Origin of the sequence: Streptomyces sp. NPDC050418 (genome assembly GCF_044458745.1) — a bacterium.
Taxonomy (GTDB): domain Bacteria; phylum Actinomycetota; class Actinomycetes; order Streptomycetales; family Streptomycetaceae; genus Streptomyces.
Window position 1 is genome coordinate 145,192 of record NZ_JBITIG010000011.1, and the last position, 21,120, is coordinate 166,311.

Genomic DNA, 21,120 nt, shown 5'->3' on the forward strand with positions numbered 1-21,120 from the left:
CGATCCATGCATGGGTGCGGGTGCCGCACGGAACGTGGGAGGGCCGAAGGCCGTACGGAGTGGCGGCTCGTCCCTCCGTACTCGGCTGCCCCAGTAAATCTGACGGTCCGTCGGATCGGTAAGCGCTGCCCATTGACGCCGAATCGGCGCGAGAAGACAAGAGGAATCGCCTTGATTCTTCTGCTTCCGCGCCGATCGGGCGTGCTGGTCTTCTGCCGAATTCCCTTGCCGGCAAGGGAATTGGTGCCGTGTTTCAGGCCGCGGGCGTCGTCGAACGCACCGTTCCGTCCGGCCCCGCGAGCAGAACCGGAGTCCCCTCCCCGCCGAGATCCCGTACGGCCGCGAGGTCCTCCGCCGAAAGCGCTTCCGACGCGCTCACCACGGCCGCCGCCTCCAGGGACTGCGCCCCGCTCGCCACGGCCATCGCCACGGCCGTGCGCAGCGCGCTCAGCCGCAGCGACTCCAGGGCGACGGTCCCGGCCACATAGGTGCGGCCGGTCTCGTCGCGTACGGCGGCGCCCTCCGGCACCTCGTTGCGGGCACGGGCGCTGCGCGCCAGCGTGACGATCTTGCGGTCCTCGGGATCGAGGGGGGTGCTCTCGGTCATGGGTCGAGCATACGAAGGGGGCGCCGCCGTGGCGCGAGCAGCCTCTACTTGGCGTTGGCCTCGACGGCCGCGGCCACCCGCTCGGCGCCCTTGGCGAAGCCCGCCTTGAACGCGGAGATGTCGGTCTTGTTGTCGACGCTGGTCAGGAGCGTCACGGAGAGCGCGCTGTCCACGCGGGCGGCGGCGAAGTCGAACTGCATCGGCACGCCGCTGTCGTCGTCCACCGCTATGAGGCGCCAGGCGAGCGTCTCGTCGCCCGCGGCCGGGACATCCAGCTTCGAGTACTTGAACGTGGCCTTGTCGCCCTCGAAGTCCGCAGTGAAGGTGGCGCAGCCGCTCGCGGGCGGCTGCGCGTTCTTCATGGCCTCCTTGGCGTCGTCGGTCGTGTACGAGAACACGCCGTGCGACAGGAAGGGACCCAGGTCCGCCTTGGTGTACGACTTCGTGACCGTGGCCTGCGCGGCCGGGGAGCCGGAGCTGTGGATGATCTGGTCGAGGAGCGGCTGGCACTCCTTCTTGTCGGCCGTGCCCAGACCGAACACGGTCGAGCCGTCCTGGGTGTCGGACATCGACTTGTCGAACTTCCAGCCGGACGGCACGTCCTTCTGCTCCAGCGCGGCGGCCTCGGCCTGGCTCCGCGTCAGCGGCTTCGCCTCGGGCTCCGGCTTCGCCGCCGTGGACTTCTTGTCCGCGGGCTTGTCATCACTGCCCGAGCCACTGCACGCCACGGCGAACAGCAAGGACGACGAGGCGAGCGCGGCGACGGCGGCACGACGCAGGGTGGGACGCACGAGGGATCTCCAGGGATGGTTCGGGTGGCTATGCGACGGCAGTGCTGCGCCGTCGCGTTGCGCCTACGGTACGGAGGCCCTCACGCGGCCTTTACATCGGCTCCCGCCTCGGCCCCCTCACCGGCTCACGTCACCCCGCCACCGGATACATCGCCCCCCGCCGCCCCTCCGGCGACACCAGCCACTCCACCTTGCGGATCGTGTCCGCGGCCGCGAGGGGTGTGTGGAGAACGATCGCGAGGTCCGGGCGGGCCGGGATACGGAGCTGGGTGGACTCGAAGTGCAGGGCGCCGACCAGCGGGTGGGACAGCTGCTTGTTCATCACACCGCCCGGCGACACATCGCGGCGCTCCCACAGCGCGACGAACTCCGGGCTGACCTCCTTGGCCTCCTCGACCAGCTCCTGGAAGCCCTCGTCCTCGGGCGCCTCCGAGCAGGCCGAGCGGAACTGGGCCACGAGGATCTCCGCGTTGGCCTCCCAGTGCACCGCGCGCGAGCGGTAGAGCTCGTCGGTGAAGAAGGAGATCAGGCAGTTCTGCCGGATCTCGGGGCGCATCCCCAGGATCACGGCGGCCGCGTCGTTGTACTGCACGCAGTTCCAGTAGCGGTCCATGATGTGCGCCGGATACGGCATCCACGCGTCGATCAGCCGCCGCAGACCGTCGCACATCGACCCGTCGGGCCCCTCCACCTCCAGCGTCGGCGGATTGAGCCCCGACAGCACGTACAGATGACGGCGCTCGGCGCTCGACATCCGCAGCACCCGCGCCACCGAGTCGAGGACCTGAGGCGAGACGGAGATGTCCCGGCCCTGCTCGAGCCACTGGTACCAGGACGCCCCGACCCCGGCGAGCACCGCCACCTCCTCGCGGCGCAGCCCCGGGGTGCGCCGCCGCCCGCCCGCGGGCAGCCCCGCCTCGGCGGGTGTCACCTTCGCGCGGCGGGTCATCAGGAATTCGCGCAGCTCCGACAGACGGTGGGTCTTCATTGCGGCGGTCTCGGTCACGTGCTCTCCCCCGGGAGCTCGACTACGGCCAGGCTGGTGGTGCGGCCACCAGGATAAGTTCCCACTCTCCACGGGTATTCCGACGGCCGCAGGATCGTGGCCATGGCACTCGACACCACGTCCCCCGCGGCCAAGTCCCCTGCGGATACAGGCCCCAGTACCCCGGCGGGCACCCCAGGTCTCTCCGTCCGCGACAAGCTCGTCCTCTTCGTCCTGTGCGCCGCCCAGTTCATGGTCGCGCTCGACTTCTCCGTCCTGAACGTCGCCCTGCCCGTGCTCGGCGCCGACCTCGGGATGGGGGACGCCGCGCTCCAGTGGGCGGTGACCGCGTTCGCGCTGCCGTCCGGCGGCTTCCTGCTGCTCTCCGGCCGGCTCGGCGACCTGTACGGACGGCGGCGGCTCTTCCTCGCCGGACTCGGCCTGTTCGCCGCCGCCTCGGTCCTCGCGACCTTCGCCTGGGACCCGGCCTCGTTCCTGACCGCACGCGCCCTGCAGGGCATCGGCGCCGCCGCGATCGTGCCGACCGGGATGGCGCTGTTGACCACCACGTTCCCCGAGGGCCCGCAGCGCGACCGTGCGCTCGCCCTCTCCGGCACCCTGATGTCGCTGGGTTTCACCGTCGGCATGGTGCTCGGCGGCATCCTCACCGACACCCTCGGCTGGCGCTCCACGATGGGTCTGCTCGGCGTCTTCGCACTGATCGTGCTGCCGCTCGCCCCCGTCCTGCTCACCGAGTCCCAGAGCCCCGAGCGTCCGCGGCTCGACATCCCCGGCGCGATCACCGTCACCGGCGGACTGCTCGCCCTGATCTACGCCCTGACCACCGCCGCCGAACACGGCTTCGGCACCCTCGACGTCCAGCTCACCCTCGCCGCCGGCGTGCTGCTGCTCGCCGCGTTCCTGCGCATCGAGTCGCGCACCGAACAGCCGCTGGTCTCGCTGCCGATGCTGCGCCGGCCCAGCGTGGCCTGGGGCAACCTCGGCGGTCTCATCACCTTCTCGATGATGACCACGATCGTCTTCGTGCTCACCCTGTACCTCCAGGACACCCTCGGCCTCTCGCCGTTCCAGACGGGCATCGTCTTCGGTGTGCAGGGGATCTCCGCCGCTGTCGCGGGCTCCCTCGTGCCGCGCTTCGTCGGACGCCTCGGCGCCCGTCGGGTGCTCGTCGCGGGACTCGCGGGTCAGGCGGTGTTCACGGCCGCGCTGCTGCTCACCGGCACCGGCACCCTCGGCGTCGTCCTCGCCACGGCCGTCGCCTCGCTCGCCTGCTTCTTCCACATGGGCGCGATCATCGCGTACGGCATCACGGTCACCTCGGGTGTGCCGAACGAGGAGCAGGGCCTGGCCACCGGCCTCGTCACCAGCAGCCAGCAGCTCGGTCTGACCGTCGGCATCCCGCTGCTCGGCGTCCTCGCCACCACCGCGGACGATCTGACCGCCGGCTACCGCACAGTGGTCGCGCTCGACGCGGCGATCGTGCTCGCGGCCGCGCTCCTGATCGCGGTCGGCCTGCGCCGCAAGTCCTCGGTCGGATAAGGGTGGTGGGTGGTTCAGGGCCGGTCGAGCCGCAGTCGCTGCGCCTTCGGCAGACCCGCCACCACCAGGTCGTACGAATCCTCGATGAGCTCCCGGACGAACGCGGCCGGGAGCTCATCGACGGTCACGGTGTTCCAGTGCCGCTTGTTGAGGTGCCACCCCGGCACGATCGCCGGGTGCTGCGCGCGCTGACGGATCGCGTTCTCCGGCTCGGCCTTGAGCGCGACCTTCAGCGGCCGCTCCGCGAGATGGCTGAACGCGAAGATCTTCCCGAGCACCTTGAACGTGGACAGTTCCGGATTGCGCGGGAAGGGGAACTCCTCCGTGGCCGCGCTGAACGACAGACAGAACGCGCGAAGCGCGGCAGGTGTCATGGAGTCGCCATCCCTCGGCCGGACAGGCCCTAGTGGTCCTCGCCCGCATCCTCCGGCTCCGGTACCGACACCGGCTCCACGAGCACCGTCATGATCTTGTTGCGGCGGCCCGCCCCGGCCTCCGCCGTCAGCTTCAGGATCCGCCCGTCCGGCAGCTCCACGACCGCCTCCGCGTCCGCGATCGGCACGCGCCCGAGCGCCTTGGCGAGCAGACCGCCGACCGTCTCCACGTCGTCGTCGTCGAAGGAATCGAGCCCGTACAGCTCGCCCAGGTCCTCGATGTCGAGCCGCGCGGTGACCCGGAAGCGGTCGTCGCCCAGATCCTCGACGGGGTCGATCTCACGGTCGTACTCGTCGGTGATCTCGCCGACGATCTCCTCGAGGATGTCCTCGATGGTGACGATGCCCGCCGTGCCGCCGTACTCGTCGATGACGACGGCCACGTGATTGCGGTCCTGCTGCATCTCCCGCAGCAGATCCCCGGCGTTCTTGGTGTCCGGCACGAATGACGCGGGCCGCATCGCCGTCGAGACGAGCTCGGACTCGGCGTCCCGGTTGATGTGCGTCTTGCGCGCCAGATCCTTCAGGTACACCATCCCGACCACGTCGTCCTCGCTCTCACCCGTCACCGGGATCCGCGAGAACCCGGAGCGCAGCGCGAGTGTGAGCGCCTGCCGGATCGTCTTGTAGCGCTCGATGACGATCAGGTCGGTGCGCGGCACCATCACCTCGCGCACGAGCGTGTCGCCGAGCTCGAAGACCGAGTGCACCATCCGGCGCTCCTCGTCCTCGATCAGCGACTCCTGCTCGGCGAGGTCCACCATCGCGCGCAGCTCCGCCTCGGAGGCGAACGGACCGCGGCGGAAACCCTTGCCGGGGGTCAGCGCGTTGCCGAGCAGGATGAGCAGCCGCGGGACCGGGCCCATGATCCGGGCGAGCGGCAGCAGGACGTACGCCGAGGCCGTCGCCGTATTGAGCGGATGCTGCCGGCCGATGGTGCGCGGCGAGACGCCGACCGCCACATAACTGACGAGCACCATCACACCGATGGCCACCGCAAGGGCCTGCCAGGTCTTGTCGAACTCCTGCAGACAGGCGTACGTGACGAGCGCGGCCGCCGCCATCTCGCAGGCGACCCGCACCAGGAGCGCCACGTTCAGATAGCGCGTCGGGTCGGCCGCGACCTGCGCGAGCCGGTCGCTGCCCCGGCGCCCCTGCCGTACCGCCTCCGCGGCGCGGAAGGTCGAAACACGCGCAAGGCCCGCCTCCGCGCAGGAGGCGAGCCAGGCGACGATCACCAGCGCGATGACGCCGAGGATCAGGGTGGTACTCACGAGACGGTGGGCGCCGGCGAGGGACCCGTCAGACCGTGCTCCTCGCGCCAGCCGTCGACGATGGCCGCCTGAAGCCCGAACATCTCGGCCTTCTCGTCCGGCTCCTCGTGGTCGTACCCGAGCAGGTGCAGGACCCCGTGCACGGTCAGGAGCTGCAGCTCCTCGTCCATCGAGTGCTGCGTCTCGGCCTCCTTGCCCTGCTTCTCGGCGACCTCGGGGCACAGCACGATGTCACCGAGCAGGCCCTGCGGCGGCTCGTCGTCGTCCTTCATGGGCGGGCGCAGCTCGTCCATCGGGAACGACATCACATCCGTCGGACCCGGCAGGTCCATCCACTGGATGTGCAGCTGCTCCATGGCGTCGGCGTCCACGACGATCACCGAGAGCTCGGAGAGCGGGTGGATCCGCATCCGCGCGAGCGCGTAGCGGGCGATGTCGAGGATCGCCTGCTCGTCGACCTCGGTTCCGGACTCGTTGTTGACGTCGATCGCCATGGTGCGCTGGGGTCTACTTCCGCTTGTTACGGCTGCCCTTGTGGGTGCCGTTCTCCGTGCCGTGCTCGGTGTCGTACTTCTCGTAGGCGTCGACGATACGGCCGACGAGCTTGTGCCGTACGACATCGTGGGACGTGAGCCGGGAGAAGTTGACGTCGTCCAGGCCCTCCAGGATCTCCTGGACCTGGCGCAGACCGCTCTTCGTGCCGCTCGGCAGGTCGACCTGGGTGACGTCACCGGTGATGACGATCTTCGAGTCGAAGCCGAGGCGGGTCAGGAACATCTTCATCTGCTCGGGGGAGGTGTTCTGGGCCTCGTCGAGGATGATGAAGGCGTCATTCAAGGTCCTGCCACGCATGTACGCCAGCGGCGCCACCTCGATCGTCCCCGCCGCCATCAGCCGCGGAATCGAATCGGGGTCGAGCATGTCGTGCAGCGCGTCGTAGAGCGGGCGCAGATACGGGTCGATCTTCTCGTAGAGCGTGCCCGGCAGGAAGCCGAGGCGCTCACCGGCCTCGACGGCCGGACGGGTCAGGATGATGCGGTTGACCTGCTTGGACTGCAGGGCCTGCACCGCCTTCGCCATGGCGAGATAGGTCTTGCCCGTACCGGCGGGGCCGATACCGAACACGATCGTGTGCTTGTCGATCGCGTCGACATAGCGCTTCTGGTTGAGCGTCTTGGGCCGGATCGTGCGGCCCCGCGAGGACAGGATGTTCTGCGTGAGCACCTCGGCCGGAGTCTCCTCCGCGCCCTCCCCGTTCTCGCTCGCCCTGAGCATGGCGATCGAGCGTTCCACTGCGTCCTCCGTCATCGGCTGGCCCGTGCGGAGCACCAGCATCATCTCGTCGAACAGGCGCTGGACGAGCGCGACTTCCTCGCGGTCGCCCACGGCGCTGATCTCATTGCCCCGGACATGGATGTCGGCCGCCGGGAAGGCCTTCTCGATCACACGCAGCAGGGAGTCTCCGGAGCCGAGGACCGTCACCATCGGGTGCTTGGCAGGCACGGTGAAGTGGGCTCGAGCGGGGCCCTGCGCGGAGGGCTGAGCTGTGGGTGTCTGAGTCATGGGCCGGCGCTGTGGCCTGAGGTCGTCCTCCTCGTACGGGGCTCCGCCCAGGTGGACGGACCTTGCACTGCAAGGGTACGACTCAGGGCGGACCGCGCCGAGGGCTTTTTGAGCAGGGCGGAGCCCGCACTCCAGGGGCGCGGGATACCCGGACCAGAGTCGCACCCCGGCCCAAGGCAAGCGCACCGCCGAGCATCAGGGAGAATGGCCCCCATGAGCGCACCCACCCCCGAGCCGCAGGCACACCACCGCGCGGGCTTCGCCTGCTTCGTGGGCAGGCCCAACGCGGGCAAGTCCACCCTGACCAACGCACTCGTGGGCCAGAAGGTCGCCATCACCTCGAACCGTCCGCAGACCACGCGCCACACGGTCCGCGGCATCGTCCACCGCGACGACGCGCAGCTGATCCTGGTGGACACCCCCGGCCTCCACAAGCCGCGCACCCTCCTCGGCGAGCGCCTCAACGACGTCGTACGGACCACGTGGGCCGAGGTCGACGTCATCGGCTTCTGCCTCCCGGCGAACGAGAAGCTCGGTCCCGGTGACCGCTTCATCGCCAAGGAGCTCGCGGGGATCCGCAAGACGCCGAAGATCGCGATCGTCACGAAGACGGACCTCGTCGACTCCAAGACGCTCGCCGAGCAGCTCATCGCGATCGACCAGCTCGGCAAGGACCTCGGCATCGAGTGGGCCCAGATCATCCCGGTCTCCGCGACCAAGGGCACCCAGGTCCAGCTCGTCGCCGACCTGCTGATCCCGCTGCTCCCCGAGAGCCCCCCGCTCTACCCCGAGGGCGACCTCACCGACGAGCCCGAGCAGGTCATGGTCGCGGAGCTGATCCGCGAGGCCGCGCTCGAAGGCGTACGCGACGAGCTGCCGCACTCCATCGCGGTGGTCGTCGAGGAGATGCTGCCGCGCGAGGGCCGCCCGGCCGACAAGCCGCTGCTCGACATCCACGCCAACGTCTACATCGAACGCTCCAGCCAGAAGGGCATCATCATCGGCCCCAAGGGCAAGCGTCTGAAGGACGTCGGCGTGAAGTCCCGTCAGCAGATCGAGGCGCTCCTTGGCACGCCGGTCTTCCTGGACCTGCACGTCAAGGTCGCCAAGGACTGGCAGCGGGATCCGAAGCAGCTTCGACGACTGGGGTTCTGAGACGTGTTCGACTTTCTGATCGATGCGGTACGCGGCGTGTGGCGAGCGGTCGCCACCCTGCCCAAGAAGGCCAAGCGGCGGGACTGATCGCCGCACCCGACGGGCTGATCAGGACCCGAGTCCGCTCGGGCTCAGGTCCTGCAGCCCGATCACCCGCAGCAGCTCGAGCCGCTCGTACGTCGGCGTGCCCGGCCGTGCCGAGTGCACGATGAGCTGCTGGTCGTGGCCGTCGCCGAGGAGGACCTCGCAGTCGAGGTCGAGGACGCCGACCACAGGGTGCACGAAACGCTTCGGCGAGGGACGCTCGACCACGACGTCATGCCGCTCCCACAACTCCTCGAACTCCCTTGACGCGCCCCGCAGTTCGGCCACCAGCGCGGCCGGCCCCGGATCGTCCGGACGGGCCGCCGCCACCGCCCGCAGCGCCGCCGCATGGGCCCGGGCGTGCATCGCCCGGTGCTCGGGCGGGGCGATCGTCCGTGTGTCCGGGTCGAGGAACCAGCTGCGGACCAGGTTGCGGCCCTGGTAGTCGCCGGTCAGCGCCACCGACATGCTGTTCTGCGCAAGCACCTCGCCCCAGTCGCCCAGCACCATCGCCGGCAGATCGTGCAGCCGGTCGAGGATCAGGAGCAGACCGGGCCGTACGTGCCCGGAGGACGGGCCGCGCCGCGGCGGCTCCTCGCCGGCCAGATGGAACAGATGGTCACGCTCCGCGTCCGTCAGCCGCAGCGCCCGGGCCAGCGCGGTGAGCATCTGCCGCGACGGGTGGGAGCCGCGGCGCTGTTCCAGGCGCGTGTAGTAGTCCGTGGACATCCCGGCCAGCTGCGCCACCTCCTCGCGCCGCAGCCCGGGCGTACGGCGCCGCGGCCCGGCGGCCAGGCCCACATCGGGCGGGCTCAGGCGCGTACGGCAGCGGCGCAGGAAATCGGCGAGTTCGATGCGGTCCACCGCTCCAGCATCCCTCGCGCCCGCCGCCGTATCCAGGGAGTGCCGCTCCCTGGACAACCGCGTCTCTCCCGCCCGGCCCGCACCCGCCGCAGGCTGGGCGCATGGCTGCACAGGGCAGTCGTACGACGAGGAGGCGGCCATGCTGACTTTGGTGACGGGAGCGACGGGGCAGGTCGGGCGGCGGTTCGTGCCGCGGCTGCTGCAGGGCGCTCCGCAGGGTGACGAGGTGCGGGTCCTGGTCCGGGACGCGGCACGCGGTGAGCGGTTCGCGGAGCTCGGCGCCCAGGTGGTGGTCGGGGATCTGCGTGACGCCGAGGTGCTCGGCAAGGCGACGGCCGGGGCGGACGCGGTCGTGAACGTGGCCGCCGCGTTCCGCGGGGTGCCGGACGAGGAGGCGCGGGCGGTCAACCGGGACGCGGCGATCGAGCTGGGCCGGGCCGCTGTGGCCTCGGGGGTGCGGCGGTTCGTGCAGGTCAGCACCGGTCTCGTCTACGGGCAGGGGCGTGGCCGCGCGCTGGTCGAGGAGGACGAGACCTCGCCGGGCGGGGCGATGTGGGGCGCGTACCCCGAGTCCAAGTGGGAGGCCGAGAAGGCGCTCGGCGCGCTGGAGGGCCTGGACGACCTGCGGATCGGCCGACTGCCGTTCGTCTACGGCGACGGGGACCCGCACCTGTCGGACGCGGTGCAGTGGGTGCCGCACTGGAACGCGCTGCAGCGCCTGCACATGGGCCACCACGCGGATGTCGCCCAGGGCCTGCAGCGCCTGCTGTACACACCGGGCGCCTCGGGTGTCTACAACATCGCGGACGACGCCCCGGTCACCACGGTCGACCTGTTCCAGCTGAACGGCCTCCCCGTGCCGCCCGAGGCGTACGACAAGGAGCTCACGGACGCGTGGGCCGGGATCATGTCCACCGCCCGCATCCGTCACGAGCTGGGCTACCGGCCGCTGTTCCCGTCCGTATGGACGGCGAAGGACGCCGGGGCCCTCTAGGGCGAGCACGAGCGCCCGGCACCTCACCCGAGAGGTGCCGGGCGCTTCAGGCGCCTTCCTTCAGCACCCGTGAGATCAGCCTGCGCTGGGTCTCCGTCAGCCGCGGATCCGCGCAGTACACGGTCCGCCCGTCGATGGTGATCTGGTACGAGAAACCGTCGGGGACGCCGACCGGGGGAGTGCCGCGGCCGTGCGCGGCCGCCTCGTCGGCGAGGGCATGCCACTCGGCCGCATCGGGCCGCCCCGACGTGTCCACCTCGCGGTGGTGCTCGAGACCGCCGAATCCTCCGGTGCGCCGGACTTGGATACGCATGGCTTCCTGTCTAGTACGGGGCGGGCCGGTGCGGTACCCGCCCCGCACCTCACATCAGGCCGACGGGACGCCGACCTGCGACCAGGCCTTCACCACGGCCTGGTGCTCCTCGCCCTCGCCGTACCGGGAGGCCGCGGCCGCCACCGTGGCCTGCGCGAAGGCCTCGAAGTCCGCGGTGATTCCCAGCTCGCCCGCGGTGAGCGTGTCGTACCAGATCTGTCCGGCCCGCTCCCACGCGTAGCCGCCGAGGGCCTCCGCGACCAGGTAGAACGCGTGGTTGGGGATGCCGGAGTTGATGTGCACGCCGCCGTTGTCGCTGCCGGTGCGCACATAGCCCTCCATCGTGGCGGGCTGCGGGTCCTTGCCGAGCACGTCGTCGTCATAGGCCGAGCCGGGCTCCTTCATGGAGCGCAGCGCCTTGCCCGTGACGCGCGGCGCGAGCAGGCCCGCGCCGATCAGCCAGTCCGCCTGGTCGGCGCTCTGACCGAGCGTGAACTGCTTGATGAGCGAGCCGAACACGTCCGAGACGGACTCGTTGAGGGCGCCCGGCTGGTCGTAGTACGAGAAGTTCGCCGTGTACTGCGTGACGCCGTGCGCCAGTTCATGACCGATGACGTCGACGGGGATGGTGAAGTCCAGGAAGATCTCGCCGTCCCCGTCGCCGAACACCATCTGCTCGCCGTTCCAGAACGCGTTCCCGTAGTCCTCGCCGTAATGGACGGTGGCATTCAGAGGGAGGCCGGCGCCGTCGATGGAGTTGCGCGAGAACGCCTTCAGGAGCAGCTCGAAGGTCGCGCCGAGCCCCGCGTACGCGCGGTTGACGGTGGCGTCCTTGCCGGGCTTCTCGCCCTCGCCGCGCACCTTCCTGCCGGGCAGCTCCTCCTTGCGCTTCGCGTCGTAGATCGTGCGCTGGGGCTTGTCCGGCGAGGGCGCGGGCACCGGGGCCGCGGTCGGGGTGCCGGCGACCGTGGTCAGGCGGCGCGCGGTGCGCTGCGCGGCGTCCGCGGTGAGGGTCCTGCGGGCGGCGGCGGACAGCCGCGGATCCCCCGACCTGGCGAGGCGGTCGAGGATATGGGGCGGCACGATCGTGCAGAAGACGGGCTCGTAGCCCGCGCGATTGGCGGTCATGGCGGCACAGTGGCACTGCGTCACCGACCTGTCACCCCTCGCAACCATGATTGGTGAACGGGATACGCGAGATCGGGGGAAGATCTGGGCGAACACTGGATTTCGAGGTGTTCGTCACCTCTCGTCCGATACCTCCGGCCGGTCCCGCATACTGAAACGGTCCCGCGTCCGGCGTCGGCCTCGGCTAGTCTGCTCCGCATCATGCGTTTCGGGCTGCTTCTCCTTAGCTGCCGCGGCGAGGGCCAGTAAGACGTAGGCCGACCCCCTCCCCGCGGAGTTTGGTGTTGCGCTACGACCCGTCGGCCGCCCCAGAGCGGACCAATGAGGAGCCCTACGCATCATGACTGCATTCGCCGGCGCCGAGACGCCCATCACCAACGCGACGCACAGCCAGCAGCCGTCCGGCATGCCGGTCCACAAGTACGGGAAGTACGACCAGGTCGACATCCCGGACCGCACCTGGCCCTCGCAGCGCGTCACCAAGGCGCCCCGCTGGCTCTCCACGGATCTGCGCGACGGCAACCAGGCGCTGATCGACCCGATGTCGCCCGAGCGCAAGCGCCGGATGTTCGACCAGCTGGTCAAGATGGGTTACAAGGAGATCGAGGTCGGCTTCCCGGCCTCCGGCCAGACCGACTTCGACTTCGTACGGTCGATCATCGAGGAGCCGGGCGCGATCCCGGACGACGTCACGATCTCCGTCCTGACCCAGGCCCGCGAGGACCTGATCGAGCGGACCGTCGAATCCCTGAAGGGCGCCAAGCGCGCGACCCTGCACCTGTACAACGCGACCGCGCCCGTCTTCCGCCGGGTCGTCTTCCGCGGCTCCAAGGACGACATCAAGCAGATCGCCGTGGACGGCACGCGCCTGGTGATGGAGTACGCCGAGAAGATCCTCGACGAGCGCACCACCTTCGGCTACCAGTACAGCCCCGAGATCTTCACGGACACCGAGCTGGACTTCGCCCTGGAGGTCTGCGAAGCCGTATGCGACGTATGGCAGCCGGGTCCGGGCCGCGAGATCATCCTCAACCTGCCCGCCACCGTTGAGCGTTCGACCCCCTCCACGCACGCGGACCGCTTCGAGTGGATGGGCCGCAACCTGACCCGCCGCGAGCACGTCTGCCTGTCCGTGCACCCGCACAACGACCGCGGTACGGCCGTCGCCGCCGCCGAGCTGGCCCTGATGGCCGGCGCCGACCGCATCGAGGGCTGTCTGTTCGGGCAGGGCGAGCGCACCGGCAACGTCGACCTGGTGACGCTGGGCATGAACCTGTTCTCGCAGGGCGTCGACCCCGAGATCGACTTCTCCGACATCGACGAGATCCGTCGCACGTGGGAGTACTGCAACCAGATGGAGGTCCACCCGCGCCACCCGTACGTGGGCGACCTGGTCTACACGTCCTTCTCCGGCTCCCACCAGGACGCCATCAAGAAGGGCTTCGACGCCATGGAGGCCGACGCGGCCGCGCGCGGCGTCACCGTCGACGACATCGAGTGGGCCGTCCCGTATCTGCCGATCGACCCGAAGGACGTCGGCCGCTCCTACGAGGCCGTCATCCGGGTCAACTCGCAGTCCGGCAAGGGCGGGATCGCGTACGTCCTGAAGAACGACCACAAGCTGGACCTGCCGCGCCGGATGCAGATCGAGTTCTCGAAGCTGATTCAGGCCAAGACCGACGCCGAGGGCGGCGAGGTCACGCCGGCCGACATCTGGGCCACGTTCCAGGACGAGTACCTGCCGAACCCGCAGAACCCGTGGGGCCGGATCCAGGTGCGCAACGGACAGTCCACGACCGACCGCGACGGCATCGACACGCTGACCGTCGAGGCCGAGGTGGACGGCACGGAGACCACGCTGGCCGGTACCGGCAACGGTCCGATCTCCGCGTTCTTCCACGCGCTGCAGGGCATCGGCATCGACGCCCGCCTGCTGGACTACCAGGAGCACACGATGAGCGAGGGCGCCTCCGCGCAGGCCGCCTCGTACATCGAGTGCGCGATCGGCGACAAGGTCCTGTGGGGCATCGGCATCGACGCCAACACCACACGTGCCTCGCTGAAGGCCGTCGTGTCCGCGGTGAACCGCGCCTCGCGCTGACGCCCGAGAGCCCCTCGGCTCCCACACGCCCCGTCCGCGGTTTCGCGGGCGGGGCGGTGTGCTTTCGGGGTGCGTCGGCCGTGTTCGGAAGTGATCGGTCTTGGCCAATGTCCTGTCCAGGGTGCTGACGACGCATCACTGATGTGGCTAACATCACGCCAACACGGCAGCGTTGCCGAAGCGTTACGGAGGTGTGGCGTGCGGACCAGTGGACGATTTGGTCGAAACCCCGGCGTTCTGGGGCGCGTCTGCGGTGTCCGTACCGCATGGAGCACCGTCGGCGACGGGGAGTTCTTCTGCCCCGGCTGCGGCGGTGACCGCAACTACCGGCGCAGGACCGGCCGTCGGCGGTTCACGCTGCTCGGAGTGCCGCTGCTGCCGCGGGGATCCGCGGGGCCTGTCGTCGAATGCGCCTCGTGCCGTGAGCACTTCGCGCCGGATGTCCTCGATCACCCGACCACGCTCAAACTGTCCGCGATGCTGCGGGACGCGGTGCACACGGTGGCGCTCGCGGTGCTGGCCGCGGGAGGTACGTCCTCGCGCACGGTGCTGTCGCGAGCCGTCGGGGCCGTGCGCTCGGCCGGGTTCTCCGACTGCACGGAGGATCAGCTGACGACGCTGGTCGCGGCGCTGGCGGAGGATACGGGGCGGTTGCCGGGCGGGCCGTGCGATCCCTCGGGGGTCACGCTCGCGATCGAGCTGCACGAGGCGCTCGATCCGTTGGCGCCGCATCTGGCCTGCGCCGGGCGGGAGTCGATCCTGCTGCAGGCGGCGCGGATCGCTTTGGCCGATGGGCCGTATACGCCTGCGGAGCGGGAGGTTCTTTCGACCGTGGGGGCTGCGCTGACCATGGGCGCGGAGGACGTTGAGCGGCTGCTGGTCTCCGCGCGTACACCGTCCTGAATTTGGGCTGAGATGACTACTCCCCCGGGAGTAATCCCACCCCGACACCACCCCCAGCAGTACGCCCCACCTCGCCCCTACGCCCGACGCACCCCCACCCTCCGGACGGAACCCTGAAGGGGACGCGGACTTCGGATGAGGGAGGCGCCCGGTATGAGGGCGAGCAGGCAGGGGAAGCGGCGGGGGATTCCGTGGGTGGTGCTCGGGTTGTGGGTGGTTCTGCTCGCAATCGTCGTGCCGTTCGCGGGCAAGACCGGAGATGTGCAGCAGGACCGGGCGGTCGACTATCTGCCGGCCAGTGCGGACTCCACGCAGGTCGCCAAGCTCCAGGAGCAGCTGCCGGGTGGTGAGTCCACCGAACTCGTGGTCGTCTACCACCGTGACGGCGGACTGACCGCCGCGGACAAGGCGACCGCGCAGGCGCAGATCGACGAGATCGCCGCGCAGCACAAGCTGGTGGCGCCCCCCGAGCCCGTACCGGCGAAGGGCGGGGACACGCTCTTCTACCCGGTGGCGAGCAACGAGCCGGGCGTGGACGAGAAGCTCAGGGACGCGTTCGTCAACGAGGTGCGGGACGTCGCCGAGGACGACGGACCGCTGAGCGTCGACGTCGGCGGGTCCGGCGCGCTCGCGACCGACGCGAGCGAGGTGTACAACGCGCTCGACGGGCCGCTTCTCTACACGACCGTCGCCGTCGTCGCGATCCTGCTGATCCTGATCTACCGCAGCCCGCTGCTGTGGCTCGTGCCGCTGGTCGTCGCCGGTATCGCGGACGCCCTGTCGCTCGCCGTGACGTACGGCCTGCACCAGGCCTTCGACATCACCGTGAGCGGGCAGTCCACCGGCATCATGACGGTCCTGGTGTTCGGCGCGGGAACGGACTACGCGCTGTTGCTCATCGCCCGCTACCGCGAGGAACTACGGCGCCAGGAAAAGCCGTTGGACGCCATGCTCACCGCGCTGCGCGGCTGCGGCCCGGCGATCCTCGCCTCCTCCGGGACGGTCGCCGCGGGCATGCTCTGTCTGCTCGCCGCCGACCTCAACTCCAGCAGCGGCATGGGCCCGACGGCCGCCGTCGGCGTCCTGTGCGCCCTGGTCGCGATGATCACGCTGCTGCCCGCCCTGCTCGTCCTCTTCGGGCGCCGGGTGTTCTGGCCGCTGATCCCGGCCTACGGTTCGCAGCCCAAGCAGCGCCGTTCGCTGTTCGGTGCGATGGGCGCCTCGGTGCAGCGCCGGCCGATCGCCGTCCTCATCACGTCCGCCGTGGTCCTCGGCTCCCTCGCGCTCGGCGCGTTCAACCTCTCGGGGAACGTCAAGCAGGAGGACTCCTTCACCAAGACGCCCGAGGCCGTGCAGGCCATGACGACGCTCGCCGACGCGTTCCCCGAGCGCTCCACGCAGCCGATCGCGGTCCTCGCGCCGGTCGGCGAGGCAGGGCGGATCCTCAAGCAGATCACGGCAGTTGACGGGGTCCAAGGGGCACAGCAGGGCCGCAGCGGCGACGAGTGGACGGAGATCTCCGTGATCGCCGACGCGCCGCCGCAGTCCGCCGGGGAGACCGCCACCATCGAGAAGCTGCGGGACACGCTCGACACCAGCCTCGTCGGCGGGCCCAGCGCGCAGCAGCTCGACCTCGCCGACACCAGCTCACGCGACACCGGCGTCGTCGTCCCGATCGTGCTCGTCTCCGTCCTGCTGATCCTGATCGTGCTCCTGCGTTCCCTCGTCGCACCGCTGCTGCTCATCGCCGCCGTGGTCGCGGTGTGGGGTGCCTCGCTCGGCATCGGCGGTCTGGTCTTCGAGTCCGTCTTCGGGTTCGAGGGCTCCGATCCCGGACTGCCGCTGATCTCCTTCGTGTTCCTCGTCGCCCTCGGCGTCGACTACGGGATCTTCCTGATGCACCGGATGCGCGAGGAAGCGCTCAAGGGCATGGACACCCCGGAGGCCGCGCTCACCGCGCTGCGCACCACCGGAGCCGTGATCGCCTCCGCGGGCCTGGTCCTCGCCGCGACCTTCGGGGTCCTGATGAACATGCCGCTCGTGCAACTCGTCGAGATGGGCTTCGTGATCGCGGTCGGCGTCCTGCTCGACACGTTCCTCGTACGGACTTACCTGGTGACCTCGGCGAGCATGGCGCTGGGGCGGAAGGTGTGGTGGCCGGGGCCGCTGTCGAAGAAGGCGCCGGCCGAACCGGAGCAGAACGGGCAACTGGTCACCGCAGGGGCACCGTGAGGGAGCGCATACCGCAGGATGGACAGGTGACCGCAGACACCGTCCATCGCCGGGGGCCGGGCGGCGACGCCCGGCCCCTGCGGCTCGGCGAACGCGTCCTGGCCGTCATCAACCGCGATCCGCGCGAGGCACCGCACCAACTGCGCAAGGATCTGCTGCTCGTCCTCTTCTGCCTCGTCCACTCCGTGGTCCTCGCCCTCGTCACCGCCCCGGCGACGAGCAGCGGCCAGGAGCTCGACTCCGGCCACCGGCCCGACGCCTTCGGCTGGGTCCTGCTGCTGGCCTCCACGGTGCCGCTGCTGTGGCGCCGGCACCACTCGGTGCTGTGCCTGCTCGCCATGGTCGCCCTGATCCTGCCGTACCACGGCCAGGACTTCGCCCACTCGGCGCCGTCCGCGCAGACCTACATCGCGCTCTACACCGTCGGCGCCACCAGCCGTCCCGTCCGCACCCTCGTCGTCGGGATCGGGCTGCTCGGCGTCATCCTCACCGTGATGTGGGGGATCAGCCCGCACGAGGCGATGGAGTTCCTGCGGACCGTGGGCTGGGTGTTCGCCTCGCTGTTCCTCGGCTTCGACGTGCGCATCTACCGGCGGTACGTGGCCTCCATCGTCGAACGCGCCGAACGGGCCGAACGCACGCGGGAGGAGGAGGCCGGCCGCAGGGTCGCCGAGGAACGCCTGCGCATCGCCCGCGATCTGCACGACCTCCTCGCGCACTCGATCACCCTGATCGGCGTGCAGACCTCGGTCGCCTCCCACGTCCTGACCGTCTCACCCGACCGGCTCGACCGGGCGGCCGTGGCCAAGGCGCTCGACGACATCTCGGAGACCTGCCGCACGGCCCGCGGCGAGCTGCGCTCCACCCTCGAAGTCCTGCGGGACGCCGAACTCCCGGACGGACGCGAGCCGTTGCCCGGCATCGACGGGCTCGCGGATCTGGTCGCCTCGGCGCGTACGGCAGGTGCGCGGGTGACCCTGGACGTAGGCATCGACGGCGTGCCGGCCCCGGTCGGTGCGGCCGTGTACCGCATCGCGCAGGAAGCCCTGACCAATGCCGTACGGCATGCCGGGCAGGGCGTACGGATCGCGGTGAGCGTGCAGCCCGAGGGTGACTGGGGGCTGCGGCTGACCGTGGAGGACGACGGTCCCGAAGGGGTCGCGCCCGCGCCCCACGGACCGTCCGGCTACGGTCTGGTCGGCATGCGCGAACGGGTCCGCAGCGTCGGCGGCACCCTGGACGCGGCCCCGCGCGCGGGGCGCGGTTTCGCGGTGCGGGCGGTGCTGCCGCTGCGCACCTCGGGCTCGGGGGAGCGCGGCATGCCCCCGGAGCGCGGTACGTCCGCAGAGCGAGGCACGTCGGCAGAGCGAGGCACGTCGGCAGAGCGAGGCACGGCCTCGGAGCACGCAGTGGAGAGGAACACGGCATGACCATCCGAGTCCTGCTCGCGGACGACCAGCGCCTCGTGCGCGCGGCGTTCGCGATGCTCGTCGAGTCGGCGGCGGACATGGAGGTCGTCGGCCAGGCGGGCACGGGCCGCGAGGCCTTCGAACTGGCCCGCAGCGAACGGGCGGACCTGGTGGTCATGGACATCCGGATGCCCGACCTCGACGGCATCGAGGCGACCCGGCTGATCGCCGGCGACGACGACCTGGCCGGCGTCAAGGTCCTCGTCCTGACCACGTACGACACCGACGAGCATGTCGTCGAGGCGCTGCGCGCGGGCGCCTCCGGATTCCTCGTGAAGGACACGAAACCGGCCGAACTCCTCGACGCCATCCGCACGGTGGCCGCGGGCGAGTCCCTCCTGTCGCCGGGCCCCACCGCCCGCCTCATCGCCCGCGCCCTGCGCGCGCCCGCGACCCCGCGCACCGGCGGCCCGGACGGTCTCTCCGACCGCGAGCGCGAAGTCCTCACGCTGGTCGCGCGCGGCCTCAACAACACGGAGATCGCCGAGGCGTTGGGGCTCAGCCCGCTCACCGCGAAGACCCACGTCAGCCGGATCATGGGCAAGCTCGGCGCGCGCGACCGGGCCCAACTCGTCATCTGCGCCTACGAGTCGGGGCTCGTCGCGCCCGGGGACAGCGCGGCCTGACAGCCCGCGGAGGCAGCGGCGCGCGAGGTATTGCCGTACCCCTGAAGGCGGACTACGTTCACGCGAAACATCGAACGTCCTACGTCCTACGTTCAGTACGGAGGAGCACGATGACCTCGCTGATACCGCACACCTCCCCGCACAAGCGCAGGAGACCTCTCCTGGTGGCCGCCGCGGCCGCCGCGGCCCTGGCCGCACTGCTGCCCGCCGCCCCCGCGTCGGCCGCCGCCACCGCCTCCTGCACGAGCTCCGTCCCGTACACCTCGGGCGAGGGCGGCTACGACACCTACCGCATCCCGGCCGTCACCAAGACACGCGCCGGCACCCTGCTCGCCTTCGCCGAGGGCCGCGTCGGCGGCGCCGGGGACACCGGCAGCATCGACGTGGTCGTCAAGCGTTCCCGCGACGGCGGCTGTACCTGGGGGCCGTTGAGCGTGGTCGCCTCCGGCGGCGGCGACACCCGCGGCAACCCGGCGCCCGTGATCGACCCGCGCACCGGCAGGATCGTGCTGCTCACCTCGTACAACAGCGGCGAGGTCACCGAGGCGCAGATCATGCGCGGCGAGGCCACGCCCGAGCAGAGCCGGCGGGTCTTCGTACAGACGAGCCGTGACGACGGCCGCAGTTTCAGCGCGCCGCGCGACATCACCGCCGCCACCAAGCACACGGACTGGCGCTGGTACGCGACCGGGCCCGGGCACGCCGTCGCCCTCACGAAGGGCCCGCACGCGGGACGTCTCGTCGTCCCCGCGAACCACTCCGTCGCACCGCCCGCCGGATCGCCCGACACCGGGGCGGAGGCCAAGTACTACGGGGCGCACTCGCTCTACAGCGGCGACGGCGGACGCACCTGGAAGATCGGGTTCGTCGACGCCTCGTACGACGGCGTGACCAACTCCAACGAGTCCACCGCCGCCGAACTCCCCGACGGCAGCCTCTACTTCAACGCCCGCGAGCACAACGGCACGGCTCCCGGCAACCGCGTCGACGCCCTCTCGAGCGACGGCGGCGAGACGCTGCAGCGGCCCTACACCGTCCAGCCCACGCTGAACGAGGTCCCCGTGGTGCAGGCGAGCGTGCTCCAACTCGCGGGCAAGCGCGCGCCGTTGGTGTTCTCCGGACCGTCCGTCCCGACCGCGCGCCAGTCCATGGCCGTCTGGGCGAGCAAGGACCACGGCGCCACCTTCACCAAGGTCCTCACCCTGTCCCAGGACAAGGCCGCCTACTCCGACCTCGTCCAGACCGACCGCCGGACGGTGGGTCTGCTGTACGAGACGGGGGTGAGCGGAACGTACGAGACGATCACGTTCCGGCGGATCCCGACGGACGTGATCGCTCCGTAGCGGCGGCCCGTACCCGAGCCCTCTACCAGGTGCGGCGCCGACGCCCGTACGCGAAGCAGACCGCCGCCAGGAGCGGCCCCCACAGGAGGAGCGGCATGTAGGTGGCGTGGAAGAAGACGAGCTCCCAGCCGTCCAGCGCCACAGTGGGGGAGTCGGCGGGCAGCGGTCTGCCCTGGAGGGTGACGCCGAACAGCTCGGTGACGTAGGCGGCGGTCCACATGGCCGTCAGGACCAGGGCGCCGAGCGCGGCGGGCACGATCGCGGCGAGCGGCGCCACCCTGCGGCCGCCGAGCAGCGGGATCCACCGCGGTACGACCTCGCCCCACACGGCGATCAGACCGACGGCCGTGAAGGCGAGGAGCTCGGACAGGATCGACAGCGCGACGATGTACACCGGCCCGGGCAGCCAGTCCGGGAGCTGGCCCCGCCCGTGCGTGGCCTCGTCGCCGATGTGGAAGATGACGGTCATGATCCGCCACACACCGGAGGGAAGCACGGTGAACGGGATGGCGTAGGCCGCGATCCGCGCCCACCGCGGGACACCCGGCACCGGCGTGTGCGCCCGCTTCCAGGCGGCGCGCAGCCGCCCTTGCGGGGCGTGTGCGGTGGACGCGCCGGCATGGTCGACGGTGACAGTCATGCGTGCTCCTCGGATGTGCAGTTGTCGCTTGTTCGAGCGATCTCAACTGTCACA

Annotated in this window: 20 protein-coding genes; 9 read left to right on the forward strand and 11 right to left on the reverse strand. The window is 70.5% G+C overall.

The window, feature by feature from the left end; all coding sequences use genetic code 11:
• Window positions 1-253 precede the first annotated feature (253 nt).
• From ACIBI4_RS26300 to ACIBI4_RS26310, 3 genes are all read right to left on the reverse strand, one after another.
• The gene (locus ACIBI4_RS26300; RefSeq protein ID WP_399206511.1) at window positions 254-607 is read right to left on the reverse strand and encodes a cytidine deaminase; all 354 of its coding nucleotides are present in this window, start codon (window positions 605-607) and stop codon (window positions 254-256) included.
• Between the two features lie 44 nt (window positions 608-651).
• A complete protein-coding gene (locus ACIBI4_RS26305; protein ID WP_399206512.1) occupies window positions 652-1,398 on the reverse strand; it encodes a hypothetical protein in 747 nt (248 codons plus the stop codon).
• Between the two features lie 130 nt (window positions 1,399-1,528).
• Window positions 1,529-2,386, reverse strand: coding sequence for a helix-turn-helix transcriptional regulator (locus tag ACIBI4_RS26310; RefSeq protein WP_399206647.1), 858 nt, complete (start codon window positions 2,384-2,386; stop codon window positions 1,529-1,531).
• Between the two features lie 120 nt (window positions 2,387-2,506).
• Here ACIBI4_RS26310 and ACIBI4_RS26315 point away from each other — a divergent pair, with 120 nt between their 5' ends.
• A complete protein-coding gene (locus ACIBI4_RS26315) occupies window positions 2,507-3,943 on the forward strand; it encodes an MFS transporter (protein ID WP_399206513.1) in 1,437 nt (478 codons plus the stop codon).
• Window positions 3,944-3,957: 14 nt separating this feature from the next.
• Here the strand turns inward: ACIBI4_RS26315 and ACIBI4_RS26320 are convergent, their stop codons facing one another.
• From ACIBI4_RS26320 to ACIBI4_RS26335, 4 genes are read right to left on the reverse strand one after another with little or no spacing between them, the layout of a single operon-like run.
• Entirely contained in the window at window positions 3,958-4,317 is a 360-nt protein-coding gene (locus ACIBI4_RS26320) for an MmcQ/YjbR family DNA-binding protein (RefSeq protein WP_399206514.1), read from the reverse strand.
• Between the two features lie 29 nt (window positions 4,318-4,346).
• On the reverse strand, window positions 4,347-5,651 hold the full coding sequence (locus ACIBI4_RS26325) for a hemolysin family protein (RefSeq protein ID WP_399206515.1): 1,305 nt from the start codon (window positions 5,649-5,651) through the stop codon (window positions 4,347-4,349).
• Entirely contained in the window at window positions 5,648-6,145 is a 498-nt protein-coding gene (gene ybeY / locus ACIBI4_RS26330) for an rRNA maturation RNase YbeY (protein ID WP_399206516.1), read from the reverse strand. Before ybeY ends, ACIBI4_RS26325 begins: the two co-directional genes overlap by 4 nt.
• Window positions 6,146-6,158: 13 nt before the next feature.
• Entirely contained in the window at window positions 6,159-7,214 is a 1,056-nt protein-coding gene (locus ACIBI4_RS26335) for a PhoH family protein (RefSeq protein WP_399206517.1), read from the reverse strand.
• A 204-nt stretch (window positions 7,215-7,418) separates the two neighbouring features.
• Between ACIBI4_RS26335 and era the strand changes: the two genes are divergently transcribed.
• A complete protein-coding gene (gene era / locus ACIBI4_RS26340; protein WP_399206518.1) occupies window positions 7,419-8,369 on the forward strand; it encodes a GTPase Era in 951 nt (316 codons plus the stop codon).
• Window positions 8,370-8,477: 108 nt separating this feature from the next.
• Here era and ACIBI4_RS26345 read toward each other — a convergent pair whose 3' ends face one another.
• The gene (locus ACIBI4_RS26345; RefSeq protein WP_399206519.1) at window positions 8,478-9,317 is read right to left on the reverse strand and encodes a helix-turn-helix transcriptional regulator; all 840 of its coding nucleotides are present in this window, start codon (window positions 9,315-9,317) and stop codon (window positions 8,478-8,480) included.
• A gap of 139 nt (window positions 9,318-9,456) precedes the next feature.
• Here ACIBI4_RS26345 and ACIBI4_RS26350 point away from each other — a divergent pair, with 139 nt between their 5' ends.
• Window positions 9,457-10,311 carry an NAD-dependent epimerase/dehydratase family protein gene (locus ACIBI4_RS26350; protein ID WP_399206520.1) on the forward strand — a complete coding sequence of 285 codons (855 nt, stop codon included), beginning with the start codon at window positions 9,457-9,459 and terminating at the stop codon, window positions 10,309-10,311.
• Window positions 10,312-10,357: 46 nt separating this feature from the next.
• Here the strand turns inward: ACIBI4_RS26350 and ACIBI4_RS26355 are convergent, their stop codons facing one another.
• Together ACIBI4_RS26355 and ACIBI4_RS26360 are read right to left on the reverse strand one after the other, a co-directional pair.
• Window positions 10,358-10,624, reverse strand: coding sequence for a protealysin inhibitor emfourin (locus ACIBI4_RS26355; RefSeq protein WP_399206521.1), 267 nt, complete (start codon window positions 10,622-10,624; stop codon window positions 10,358-10,360).
• 54 nt (window positions 10,625-10,678) lie between these two features.
• Window positions 10,679-11,752: a M4 family metallopeptidase gene (locus tag ACIBI4_RS26360; RefSeq protein WP_399206522.1), complete on the reverse strand. Its 1,074-nt coding sequence runs from the start codon at window positions 11,750-11,752 to the stop codon at window positions 10,679-10,681.
• Window positions 11,753-12,092: 340 nt separating this feature from the next.
• Here ACIBI4_RS26360 and leuA point away from each other — a divergent pair, with 340 nt between their 5' ends.
• From leuA to ACIBI4_RS26390, 6 genes are all read left to right on the forward strand, one after another.
• Entirely contained in the window at window positions 12,093-13,853 is a 1,761-nt protein-coding gene (leuA, locus tag ACIBI4_RS26365) for a 2-isopropylmalate synthase (RefSeq protein WP_399206523.1), read from the forward strand.
• Between the two features lie 141 nt (window positions 13,854-13,994).
• Complete coding sequence (locus tag ACIBI4_RS26370; protein ID WP_399206648.1) at window positions 13,995-14,756, forward strand: TerB family tellurite resistance protein; 762 nt, start codon at window positions 13,995-13,997, stop codon at window positions 14,754-14,756.
• Window positions 14,757-14,891: 135 nt separating this feature from the next.
• Window positions 14,892-16,988 (forward strand): MMPL family transporter, encoded by a 2,097-nt coding sequence (locus ACIBI4_RS26375; protein ID WP_399206524.1) that lies wholly within the window; start codon window positions 14,892-14,894, stop codon window positions 16,986-16,988.
• A gap of 26 nt (window positions 16,989-17,014) precedes the next feature.
• On the forward strand, window positions 17,015-18,418 hold the full coding sequence (locus tag ACIBI4_RS26380) for a sensor histidine kinase (RefSeq protein WP_399206525.1): 1,404 nt from the start codon (window positions 17,015-17,017) through the stop codon (window positions 18,416-18,418).
• A complete protein-coding gene (locus ACIBI4_RS26385) occupies window positions 18,415-19,083 on the forward strand; it encodes a response regulator (RefSeq protein WP_399206526.1) in 669 nt (222 codons plus the stop codon). The genes ACIBI4_RS26380 and ACIBI4_RS26385 overlap by 4 nt, the downstream gene beginning before the upstream one ends.
• 110 nt (window positions 19,084-19,193) lie before the next feature.
• Window positions 19,194-20,426: an exo-alpha-sialidase gene (locus ACIBI4_RS26390; protein WP_399206527.1), complete on the forward strand. Its 1,233-nt coding sequence runs from the start codon at window positions 19,194-19,196 to the stop codon at window positions 20,424-20,426.
• 22 nt (window positions 20,427-20,448) lie between these two features.
• Here ACIBI4_RS26390 and ACIBI4_RS26395 read toward each other — a convergent pair whose 3' ends face one another.
• Entirely contained in the window at window positions 20,449-21,066 is a 618-nt protein-coding gene (locus tag ACIBI4_RS26395; RefSeq protein ID WP_399206528.1) for a hypothetical protein, read from the reverse strand.
• Between the last annotated feature and the right edge of the window lie 54 nt (window positions 21,067-21,120).